At 36.6% G+C, this 10,617-nt stretch carries 11 protein-coding genes and 2 pseudogenes; 11 read left to right on the top strand and 2 right to left on the bottom strand.

What is annotated here, in order from left to right; translation table 11 throughout:
- The 5 genes and pseudogenes from I6F43_RS18885 to I6F43_RS18870 form a co-directional block, all read left to right on the top strand.
- A pseudogene (locus I6F43_RS18885) lies at positions 1 to 263 on the top strand (transposase); the annotation flags it as partial.
- A gap of 338 nt (positions 264 to 601) precedes the next feature.
- Positions 602 to 1,096, top strand: a complete 495-nt coding sequence (locus I6F43_RS18880; protein WP_197103582.1) for a hypothetical protein — start codon at positions 602 to 604, stop codon at positions 1,094 to 1,096.
- A 41-nt stretch (positions 1,097 to 1,137) separates the two neighbouring features.
- Positions 1,138 to 1,293: pseudogene (locus I6F43_RS20330) on the top strand (transposase); the annotation flags it as partial.
- A 224-nt stretch (positions 1,294 to 1,517) separates the two neighbouring features.
- Positions 1,518 to 2,117: a DUF6624 domain-containing protein gene (locus tag I6F43_RS18875; RefSeq protein ID WP_197103580.1), complete on the top strand. Its 600-nt coding sequence runs from the start codon at positions 1,518 to 1,520 to the stop codon at positions 2,115 to 2,117.
- A 157-nt stretch (positions 2,118 to 2,274) separates the two neighbouring features.
- Positions 2,275 to 2,697 (top strand): retropepsin-like aspartic protease, encoded by a 423-nt coding sequence (locus tag I6F43_RS18870; RefSeq protein WP_197103578.1) that lies wholly within the window; start codon positions 2,275 to 2,277, stop codon positions 2,695 to 2,697.
- Positions 2,698 to 2,816: 119 nt separating this feature from the next.
- On the opposite strand, the gene I6F43_RS18865 is transcribed toward I6F43_RS18870, so the two are convergent.
- Positions 2,817 to 3,851: a methionine synthase gene (locus I6F43_RS18865; protein WP_033029634.1), complete on the bottom strand. Its 1,035-nt coding sequence runs from the start codon at positions 3,849 to 3,851 to the stop codon at positions 2,817 to 2,819.
- A gap of 78 nt (positions 3,852 to 3,929) precedes the next feature.
- Positions 3,930 to 4,907 (bottom strand): DUF1852 domain-containing protein, encoded by a 978-nt coding sequence (locus I6F43_RS18860; RefSeq protein WP_197103576.1) that lies wholly within the window; start codon positions 4,905 to 4,907, stop codon positions 3,930 to 3,932.
- Positions 4,908 to 5,528: 621 nt separating this feature from the next.
- Here I6F43_RS18860 and I6F43_RS18855 point away from each other — a divergent pair.
- The 6 genes from I6F43_RS18855 (at position 5,529) to I6F43_RS18830 (ending at position 10,444) form a co-directional block, all read left to right on the top strand.
- The gene (locus I6F43_RS18855) at positions 5,529 to 6,278 is read left to right on the top strand and encodes an ATP-binding protein (protein ID WP_197103574.1); all 750 of its coding nucleotides are present in this window, start codon (positions 5,529 to 5,531) and stop codon (positions 6,276 to 6,278) included.
- Between the two features lie 126 nt (positions 6,279 to 6,404).
- A complete protein-coding gene (locus I6F43_RS18850; protein WP_197103572.1) occupies positions 6,405 to 7,418 on the top strand; it encodes a DUF5924 family protein in 1,014 nt (337 codons plus the stop codon).
- Between the two features lie 72 nt (positions 7,419 to 7,490).
- Positions 7,491 to 7,727: a hypothetical protein gene (locus tag I6F43_RS18845; protein WP_154903149.1), complete on the top strand. Its 237-nt coding sequence runs from the start codon at positions 7,491 to 7,493 to the stop codon at positions 7,725 to 7,727.
- A gap of 394 nt (positions 7,728 to 8,121) precedes the next feature.
- Positions 8,122 to 8,925, top strand: coding sequence for a hypothetical protein (locus I6F43_RS18840; RefSeq protein WP_165721873.1), 804 nt, complete (start codon positions 8,122 to 8,124; stop codon positions 8,923 to 8,925).
- Positions 8,926 to 9,068: 143 nt separating this feature from the next.
- Positions 9,069 to 9,728 (top strand): NADPH-dependent FMN reductase, encoded by a 660-nt coding sequence (locus I6F43_RS18835; protein WP_007582767.1) that lies wholly within the window; start codon positions 9,069 to 9,071, stop codon positions 9,726 to 9,728.
- 266 nt (positions 9,729 to 9,994) lie between these two features.
- Positions 9,995 to 10,444 (top strand): hypothetical protein, encoded by a 450-nt coding sequence (locus tag I6F43_RS18830; RefSeq protein ID WP_121955372.1) that lies wholly within the window; start codon positions 9,995 to 9,997, stop codon positions 10,442 to 10,444.
- Positions 10,445 to 10,617: the final 173 nt, after the last annotated feature.

Below are 10,617 nucleotides of genomic sequence, written 5' to 3'. Positions count from 1 at the left end.
TTGAGCTTAAATCGTACCTTGAACTTGTTGAGCTAACAGGGCGAATAATACGAGAGGATAAGCGTGGGCATATTGATAATATGAACCTTCCTTTGTTAGAAAGGCTTAATATATCCCCAGAGAACTGGCTAAAACTGACTACGCAATTTACGCGCGTATTTCATGGTGCAGTAGGCAGGCCCACTTCACAAACAAGTTACTGTGAAAACTTAAAGCGGAAACGGCGATCAAATATTAGCAACTGCGAAAAGTTACTCGCATAAATTAAAAACCATTTGGTAAAAGTTAAAACTGCTACCTTGCAGTTATTTTCATGCGTGTAATTCAGGTTTTAGCGTGCTAATGACTTATTTATTAGATGAAATGAAAGTGACCCAGCAATCAAAGATAAATTTTGAACCTGATTGGCAAATTTAGTGGCACAGTTTTGTTTGTTCGATTAAGGTGGCTGTCAGGTTTGTAGGTCAGCTATGATAAATAAGAAAGAGGTTTCCTCATATGACTTACCAAAAAGTATTAAGTCTAAGATAGCTTCTCGTACTTACTCTGCTTCAGAAATAAATAAAGCATATAAAAAATCTAATACAATTGGATAGTTAATATGTGGAAGCACAATATTTTTGATGACATGATCGAAGATGAAAATGATTTTGTGGGTAAAGTTGCATATTCACTTTACAAGCAAGAAAAAGTAGCTTGGGTTAAGCATTTTAAAACCCAAAATACTGACTACCCAACAAAAGATGAAATCCAAAAATTCTTCCATGTCCCATCGGCGCGCTCGGAATCAATTAAACGTTTTAGGAATGAAGCCGAATTAGTTGTCAATAACTTCATAAACCTTACACTTTCTGAAGATTTGACGTCTTATAAAGAAGCTTTAAAAGATGATGCAGTTTTAAAGCAGATTAAAAAGCCTTTTAGAGCATCCGTTTTGGAAAGTCTCACCGCTGCACTCTTGGCCTCAGTACTTACAGCAACCTTTTCAACTGCGTATTGGTTATATAGTGAAATGCAAGACTCAAAAAAATTAGAGCAGCTAATAAAAGCAGCTCCAATTAGCGACGAAATAAAAAATAAAATTCTTGAAAAATAGTACATAAGTTAAATACTAAAGTGTATTTAGTTAACACCTATAAACGACTTGATTGTATTGGAATGTCGTTCGGTAGTATAACTGTGGATAAAGAGCTAAACAAATTGAACTTGCGGAGTTAGGAGAAAGTGAATGCGCAATGGCAACTGTATTGTCTTGTTCATAATATAGAAAAGCTGCAAAACACGATGCATTAAGAAGGGGAAGCCCTTTTAACCTAAATAAAAGCCACTCAAACACCAGTAATCCCGTCCAAAACGCCAATTAAAACAACACCAAATTCCCACTTTATATTCTGCGTAAAAATACAGTAATCGATTGAACCAAAATAGGAACTCAGCTATGGTTTGTTTATCAATAAAAATAAATAAAAAACGAGTTAATCTACAGGCTCGTTATATGTACAAGGAGAGTTCAGTTGATGCGTTACCTATTATTTTTACAGTTGATAATACCTTTTTATTCTTTTGCTGAAATTAACCTTCCTCTGCAAAAAGAACTAATTGAAATGGAAATTGAAGATCAACATATTCGAAACGAAATAGGAGAAGCTGGGTGGCAAAACCCGCCTAAAGCACTCCTAGAACAAATGATGAAAATAGATGAAAGTAATACAGGAAAACTTAAAGCTATCATTAAAAAGCATCATTGGGTAACAAGGGATTTAGTCGGAGTTAAAGGAGTTGGAGCAGCATTTTTAGTCATCCAGCATTCACCTGATGTTGCATTTAAAGTAAAAATGCTTCCATATTTAAAGCAATCATATTTGAATGGCGAAGGTGTTAGCGGACAACAAGTTGCTCTTTTAACTGATAGAGTTCTTATTGCACAAGGAAAGAAACAAATCTATGGTACTCAAGCTGACGTGAGTGAAGGTAAAGTTGTGTTTAGCCCTATAGAAGATGAAACTAATGTAGATAAACGGCGTGAAGAAATGAATATGCCCTCTTTAGATTTTTACTTAAAAATAATGGAAAAAATGTACGGGATTAAAGAACACCCTGAAATAGACTTGAATTAATGTACATATAACAAAACGCCCTGAGGTGGGCGACTAGTAAAATTTAGCTATTAATTGCAAATTTTAATAGTGGCGTTTTAAGGCCGCTAAATAAGTAGATTCATAGTAGGGTGTATTCGTTTTCCAACACCTAAATACAATCTAACAAGGAACGTATATGAATTTATCTGAAGGCAAAACTGTAATTGAGTTTGAAATATCAGAAACAGGCCACCAAATTGTTGAAGCTAAAATTAACGGTAAATTGTTACGTTTTATTTTAGATACTGGCGCTGGAACATCTGTTTTAGACAGGGGATGCCTAAGTGAGTTAGGCATTGAAGAGACACTAAATATTGAGAATGCAGCAGGCTTGGGCACTTCGGATCACGCTATGGGAGATATAGAAGTTGATTCAATTGAGTTTGGTAGTGCCTTGCTTGAAAGTCCAGGCTTTGTGTCACTTAATCTTGACCATGTACAGGTGGCGGGTGGTGAAAAGGGAGTACATGGCTTGTTAGGCTCTCCTTTTTTTACTCAATACCAAGCAGTTATCGATTTTTCAAAAAATAGGTTAGAGCTTTTTAATAAAAAAAATTAAATAACTAACCTAAACTTGTTCTTTAGCCGGTTTTAGCTATCGCACCATGTTTATGGATTTTACTATGGCATGGTGCGACAGTTGTTATTGTTTACAATTTGTATTTTAAAGCTACTTTTCTAGTTCTTTTCTAATAATTCTTTTCTTATAATTTCAGCCCCAGCGCTCAAGGCATTTAATTTGCCGTTAGCTATATGGTGAGGTAGTGGAGCCATGCCGCAGTTTGTACACGGGTAGAGTTTGTCGGCATCTACGAATTGCAGTGCTTTACGCAGCGTATTAGCTACTTCTTCTGGCGTTTCGATAGTATGATTTGCTACATCAATTGCGCCTACCATTACTTTTTTACCGCGAATGAGTTCTAGTAAATCCATTGGTACATGCGAGTTATGGCACTCTAGTGAGATAATATCGATATTAGATTGCTGAAGCTTAGGGAATGCTTCTTCGTACTGTCGCCATTCGCTTCCTAGTGTTTTTTTCCAATCTGTATTTGCTTTAATGCCGTAGCCATAGCAAATATGCACTGCGGTTTCGCATTTAAGCCCTTCAATTGCTCGCTCTAAACAGGCGATTCCCCAGTCGTTCACTTCATCAAAAAATACGTTAAACGCGGGCTCATCAAATTGGATGATATCAACGCCTGCGGCTTCTAATTCTTTTGCTTCTTGATTAAGAATGATGGCAAATTCCCACGCTAGTTTTTCGCGGCTTTTATAATGGTCATCGTAAAGCGTGTCGATCATTGTCATTGGGCCTGGCAATGCCCATTTTATTGGTTGTTTGGTTTGCTTGCGTAAAAATTTAGCGTCTTCAACAAACACAGACTTTTGACGGCTAACAGGGCTAACAACTGTAGGTACACTTGCGTCGTATCGGTCACGAATTTTTACTGTTTTACGTTTTTCAAAGTCAACACCGTTTAGGTGCTCTATAAATGTAGTTACAAAATGCTGCCTTGTTTGCTCACCATCGCTAACAATATCAATACCTGCTTGTTGTTGGTCGAATAATGACAAGCGTAGGGCGTCGTGTTTGCCTTGGGTTAATTCATCACCTTGTAATTTCCAAGGTGACCAAAGTGTTTCTGGCTCTGCAAGCCATAACGGCTTAGGTAAACTGCCAGCGGTAGAAGTAGGTAGTAATTTTTTCATAATAAATAATGCCGTATATTTTAGTTAATTATTAAATGTAGCGTTAAGCGCGTTATTACTGGTTGTTACTATTAGTTGTTATGACAGATAGCGAGTAGAGAATTGCTCAAGAACCGTTTGGTACGGCTTGATAAAATGCTCTTGTGCAAACTTGCCTTGCTCATTCGCTAACTTGCCGCGCTCTTCTCGGTCATACACAATTTGCGTTAGTGAGTGATCCAAGTTTTTTAAGTTTGGTTTATATGATTTACCCGCTGTTGCGTTTGCATTATAAATCTCTGGTCTGTAGATTTTTTGAAACGTTTCCATCGTACTAATGGTGCTTATAAGCTCAAGATTGCTGTAATCATTAAGTAAATCACCAAAGAAGAACAATGCTAAAGGCGCGGCGCTATTTTGTGGCATAAAATAACGTACCTGTAAGCCCATTTTTTTGAAGTATTGCTCAGTTAAAGACGATTCATTTGGTTCGTATTCAACGCCAAGTACCGGGTGTTGGTTTTCGGTGCGGTTATAGGTTTTGTTATCTGACACACTTAGGCATATAACCGGCGGTTTTTTAAAGTTTTGTTTGTATGTATCCGAGTTTACGAATGACTGAAATAGCTTGCCATGTAAAACCCCAAAGTCATCAGGAATACTAAATTGAGGCTTGCCTTTATTGTGCTCTTGTAGGAGTACGCTAAAGTCGTAGTCGCGTACATACGATGAAAAGTTGTTTCCTACAATGCCTTCAATGCGCTTATTAGTTTTATGATCAACAATATTTGTTTTTAATATTTCGATAGAGGGGAAGCTTTCGCCGCCGTCTTCAATACCTATCTCAACAGAGACAATTTCAAGCTCAACAGCATAACGCTCACCTGTGGTGTTATCCCAGTGGGCTAGGGCATTAAAACGGTTGTTAATCATGTTTAAGGCGTTACGCAAGTTTGCTTTGCGGTATTCACCTCTGGCTAAATTAGCAAAGTTGGTTGTGATACGCGTATTAGTTGATGGATGATAATTTTCGTCGAGTGAAACGCTCTTAATATTAAATGTAAAATCTTTTTTCATCGTGTTTATATCCAATTTTATAATTTAAACCTGATTGATGCTCTGCGCTCTATTAGCCTTGCAACTTACTTAGCTGGCTTAGCTGGTTTAGGTATTCAGCGGCTTTAAGTTGTTAGTAATAGTGTTTAGCGCTAAGGGATGAGTAATTTATACGTGGATTGGCATATGAAGAAAAACGGTTTAATTTCACATAAAACATGAGTCATATTCATTACACATTATTGTTAGATGCGATTACGTAGTAATTGACGAAAAAAAAGCATAAATCGGTAAAAATAAAAGATGGATGTTTAGCCGTTTAGACTTCCTTGTCGTTGATGTGTACTTTATTCATGTTGAACATGAGGAATATTCAAATAGTTTTTTTGTAGCTATATCAGTGTATTAGTTTGTTTTTAGCATATTGCGTCGCTGTTTATAATAAATGTCGTCACGGGTAAGTTCCATCTAGCTATATAAGTAGATACCTTAGCTAATCTAATCTCAAAAGATAAACCGACTTTTCTGAGTACGTATATAAATGCTTGTAAATTAATAAAAGGCTATAAATCATATTAATGGCAATGCCAGTGCGTTAACTAAGTTATACTCGTTTTTCATCACCTCACCTATTGAGTATTCGTGGATATCAAAGGCACTTGTATTGCATCAACTATTGATGAGCATGGCCCAGTTTATGTATATCAAACAAAAAAGAATCTTATTCTCAGCTTTGACGGAAAAATTTATCAAAGCTGTATTAAATTAAATAATATTAACGGGTTAAGCTTAGCTTATACGCAAGCTATGATGGCTGCGCTTTTTTTTATACCGCACTTAAAAACCGCGATGATAATGGGACTTGGGGCGGGCTCTATCGCAAAAAGTCTTTATCATGCGTTTCCTGCACTGACTATACATACTGTTGAATACCGTAAAGCCGTTGCTGATATGGCTATAAAATATTTTGAAGTCCCTGTATCAGAACGTTTGTTTATTCATATTGATGATGCGGCAAACTACATGAAAAACACGCAGATAAAAACGGACGTTATTTTTTCTGATTTATATAGCTCAGAAGGGATGGAATCAGATCAGGTGCAATCATCCTACTTACGCGATTGTAAAAATGCGCTCACTTTTGATGGTGTTTTAGTACTTAATATTTGCCATACCAAAGTTGGGCAGAGGGAAGCGTTCGATCAACTTCTTGAGAAAGAATTTGCAGGAAAGATTCTTAGTTTGATTATTGAAGGCGGTAATAAAATTGTTTTTGCTTTTAACAATACAATACCTGCACTTAGTGAGGATGAATTACTTGCTAAGGCTCACGCGTTACAAAAATTAATAAACGTACCAATGACGCGCTATGCCGGGCTTTTATTTAATTAAAATGGTTTACTGTTAACTGACGCGTTTAAATCCATCCGTCTATCTGTTGTTCATTTAAACTTGGTTAAACTAATCGTACTCTGAACAAAAATAATAAAGTACATACCCGTACGGAAACACTCATACATGGATTACTGTAAAAATATAATCGCTAAATTTATAAGCGCGATGCAAAAGCGACCTGGATTGTTGGCTGTGTTGGCATTTTTGTCGGGCGTTGCTAGCTTTGCACTTGTAGATAGAAAAGAGTCTTTTTCGCAAATTATTGCGATATTTTTGCTTATTAGTTGGTTGTGGCTAATTATTGATAATTGGTTACGTGACAAAGTAGAAGAAAAGTTTGGTGTGGCAGTATCTCCTAATGTAATGCGTTTTGCTCTGCAAATGGTGCAACAAGAAAGTCTATTTTTTGCTTTGCCGTTTTTTTTAGCGGTTACACAGTGGGATCATCCTCAAGCAATTTTTACCTCCCTCATTGTTTTGTGTGCGGTTATATCGGTTATAGACCCCTTTTATTACAAAAAACTTGCTAGAAACCGTACGTTATTTAGTGTGTTTCATAACTTTGCTTTATTCGTTGTTTTACTCGTTACATTACCTATTTTGTTAAACCTTACAACAAGCCAAAGTTTAGCCGCAGCTCTTGTAACGGCTGTAGTGGTTACTCTACCGAGTTTAAACAATTTAATGCCTAATGCACGCTGGTGGCGTTTTCCTATTCTTGTATTGATTTTATGTGCTTTGAGCACTGCTGTGTGGCAATTAAGGAGCTATGTGCCTCCTGCTGCGCTGCGATTAACCGATATTACGTTAGCTCATGAAGTTGATTTACAGCATAAAAAGCCAGTAGGGAGTATTAAACAGTTAGACTCTTATACACTGCACCATCAAGGTTTATATAGTTGGACCGCTGTTAAAGCACCAAGAGGCTTAAATGAAAAAATATTTCATGTGTGGCTTCATAATAAAAAAGAAGTTGATCGGATCACGTTAAATATAAACGGCGGGAGAGAGCTAGGTTATAGAGCGTGGACACACAAAGTAAACTTTCCTAAAGACTCTGTTGGTAAGTGGCAAGTAAAAGTAGTCACCGAATCAGGTCAGTTAATAGGTTTAACGAAATTTACTGTTACACCTTAATTAACTTAGCTGGCTGTATTTTAAACACATAGCTGATATAGTTTTTGCATTCCAAACTAATGGACATAGTTTATGAGTATTGCATTTGAGATTTTTATTTGGCTAATTGTTGAAACTGGTTTGAGTTTTTTATTTTACTCGACCGGTTGGCTGCTATTAAAAGTGGTAACGTTGGGGCAGTATAAAAGCGAGTTTAAGGATTTTGCATCTTATAAAGCGAGTAAAGCTAGAAGAGTCGACTTAATCTTCTTACTCGGTTTTTGTTTTTATGTTGCACTCATTGCCGTTATGGCTTATTTAAATCACTAAACTGGCCAACAAATTAGGTTAATAATTTTAAGAATAATAAGCAGCTTAATGAGTTATTGCTGCTTATAGTTTTCCCCTTTACCGCACTTTTTTACACTTCCTACTTATACTTTTCCTGTTTTTGCAATAGGGAACACCTCACCGTGAGTACTATAACTATCATCTGAACTATTAAATTAAGTACCTGCTAGAGCATTGCTCGGTGCGTATATAGCTTTGGTTTGTTGGTTGAAATCCGAGCTAATTGCAACTTGTAGTTTATGGGTAATACTTAGTAAATACTTCAAATCTAATAAATAAAACAATATATATGCATCCATTTATTGCGCTAACACGTTTTATAACAATACTATGCGCCACTTTTTACCATTTATGATGGTTTTGGACTTAATAAATGACTCACTATTTAAAATATGTATTTGTTATTACGACTCTAGCGGGAGTAAATACAGCTTACGCACAAGCAAAAACACAAGAGCACTATCAAGAGCTTGAAGTGGGCGTAGGCGGAAATATTAAGCATACCAATACTGACGTAAATTACAAAAATAAAGAGTTTGATTTACATATTCACCCATTATGGGAAAGCCGATATGTAACCGAAGGTCGGGATAACCTTGCCGGTAATGGTATTGCATCAATTGCTACTGAGTTTAATTATAAAAACTTTGCGGTGATCCCTTGGGCCGCAAAAGGTATTAGTAGTGATTATTCAGAGCTTAATTTAAATGCCATTTATACCGCTCACTTATCTGAGCGAGTAGAGATGTATGTAGGTTATAACTATATTAAAGCTCGCGAAGATGGCATTGATGCTCACGATAATGAGCTAAGCCTCGACTTTGCTTATCTCTATGCAGACGATATTCAGTTGTTAAGTAGTGTTTATCATTCATTTGATGCCAGCGGTACATTTTTGGAGTTGGCAGTAAAAAAAGATTTTTATATTAACGATTTATTATCAGTAGATATTCAATCAGGCGTGGGGTTTAACGCGGGGTATGTTAGTGATGGGCACAACGGAGTAAACAACGTTAAGTTTACTGCAAACTTGTCGTATCAGCTTTTTAATCAGTTAGCCTTATACACATATACAAGCTATAGCATTGCAGTTAATAAAGATGAAAAACGCTTTGTAGGTGACGAGACACTTCGAAATATATTTTGGGGTGGTGTAGGGCTAAGTTATCAATACTAGGGCGTGTTTACTTTTCGAGGGTGAGTTTACAGCTTTTAAATTATTCGTATGTTTTGAATCAATAAACCATGCGTATGTGTAATACACAATAACTAAAAAATGTTAGTGTTTAGCTATCGTTTAAACACAGTTGAGAATTACATATGAAGTTTTTAGTATTTTTAGGCACAGTACGCGATAGTACACCACCAAAGCCAGCTCGCTTAGGTTTAAGGGTTTCTAGGGCTTGTATAGAATGCTTAACAGAGCATTTTGGCGATCATGAGTTTGAGCTAATTGATGCGTTGGATTTTCCTAGCGAAAACGTATTTAAACCACATTTTGCATACGCTAATAGTAATGCACCTACAGAGCTCACTCTATTAGCTGATAAAATTAAAGCCGCAGATGGTTATATAATGATTAGCCCTGAGTACAATCACAGCATGAGTCCAGCCCTCGCTGACTTACTTAATCATTTTGGTAGCTCACTATTTTCGTATAAACCAAGTGCAATAGTAACTTACTCAGCAGGACAGTGGGGGGGCGTAAGAGCGGCCATTAGCATGCGTACTTTTTTATCTGAACTTGGCTGTTTGCCGGTATCGGCTATGATCCACGTGCCAAAAGCGCAAGATGTGTTTAGTGAGGATGGCAAACCTGTTGCAGGAGAGAGTCAATCATCGTGGTTTAATTATTTCTCACGTACGTTTGGCCAACTAATATGGTGGGCGCAGGCTGCTAAAGAACATACCGAGGTGGTTGACCCACAAAGTTTGCTAAAAAGCTTTAAAACAGATCCTTCTCAGCGCAATGCACCTTAATACCCGCTAACTAATTGTTTGGATTGATTATAGAAACATGGCTGCATATAGTGGTATCATTAACGCTACATATTTTTAATAATGCATAATACCAATTCGCAATAATAGTTAATCAATTTAAGGGATTAAATCGCTAACTGCATTAAAAATTTTTGATATAGAACAACTCAATAACGAAATTTTGCTTTGTTATCGACACGATTTTCTTGTCTCAAAATAGATTACTTAATTATGCGAATTGGTGTAAGAAACAAGGAAATTGTGTCTTGAAATATCTAGCCTTACTAAGTGTGCTAACGCTTAGTGCATGTAGTTCTGTTCCCCATAAAATTGAAATGAGCCAAAGTACGGCTGCAAATATGAACCTTATCGCTTTAACTGAGCAAAGTGCACCAAAGGGGGTTGCTGGCACTTACCAGTTTCATATTAAAGCGGCGGGAGTTCAGGGGAGTTGGTTGTATTTAAATACAGAAACTGATTATCGTGACAGGCGTTCAATTACGGTATCAATACAGCCTAATGTGGTAGCAGAGCTTCAAAGTAAATACGGGCAACCAGCAGACACCTTTTTTATTGATAAAACAATAGAAGTAACAGGCGAAGCTAAACGAGTAACTATCGATTTTATGAGCCGTGGTAGAGCTACTAATAAATATTATTATCAAACGCACATAGCTGTGTCATCACTTAAGCAGCTTCGTGTTATTGAAAGTTAGCAAAAAGCAATGCACTGTATTTATATACAGTGCATTGTAAAAGCTTACTTTGAGCTTTAACGTTTACACTTAAATTTACTGCTATGGCGCTACTTTAGCGCTGTTTTATTCCACGATTTCAAAACTCTTATTTAACCTATTGTAATCTCATTACATAAAACTAATAATTGGTT

It is taken from the genome of Pseudoalteromonas sp. NZS71_1 (assembly GCF_015864305.1).
In the GTDB taxonomy this organism is placed as follows: domain Bacteria; phylum Pseudomonadota; class Gammaproteobacteria; order Enterobacterales; family Alteromonadaceae; genus Pseudoalteromonas; species Pseudoalteromonas arctica.
Note: the sequence above shows the minus strand (reverse complement) of the source record. Positions and strands in the feature narration are given on the sequence as shown.

Excerpts from the sequence above, each read along its gene's own strand:
- I6F43_RS18865 (WP_033029634.1), bottom strand. The coding sequence starts at position 3,851 with ATGAAAAAATTACTACCTACTTCTACCGCTGGCAGTTTACCTAAGCCG.
- I6F43_RS18850 (WP_197103572.1), top strand. The coding sequence starts at position 6,405 with ATGGATTACTGTAAAAATATAATCGCTAAATTTATAAGCGCGATGCAA.
- I6F43_RS18875 (WP_197103580.1), top strand. The coding sequence starts at position 1,518 with ATGCGTTACCTATTATTTTTACAGTTGATAATACCTTTTTATTCTTTT.
- I6F43_RS18845 (WP_154903149.1), top strand. The coding sequence starts at position 7,491 with ATGAGTATTGCATTTGAGATTTTTATTTGGCTAATTGTTGAAACTGGT.
- I6F43_RS18840 (WP_165721873.1), top strand. The coding sequence starts at position 8,122 with ATGACTCACTATTTAAAATATGTATTTGTTATTACGACTCTAGCGGGA.
- I6F43_RS18880 (WP_197103582.1), top strand. The coding sequence starts at position 602 with ATGTGGAAGCACAATATTTTTGATGACATGATCGAAGATGAAAATGAT.
- I6F43_RS18870 (WP_197103578.1), top strand. The coding sequence starts at position 2,275 with ATGAATTTATCTGAAGGCAAAACTGTAATTGAGTTTGAAATATCAGAA.
- I6F43_RS18860 (WP_197103576.1), bottom strand. The coding sequence starts at position 4,907 with ATGAAAAAAGATTTTACATTTAATATTAAGAGCGTTTCACTCGACGAA.
- I6F43_RS18835 (WP_007582767.1), top strand. The coding sequence starts at position 9,069 with ATGAAGTTTTTAGTATTTTTAGGCACAGTACGCGATAGTACACCACCA.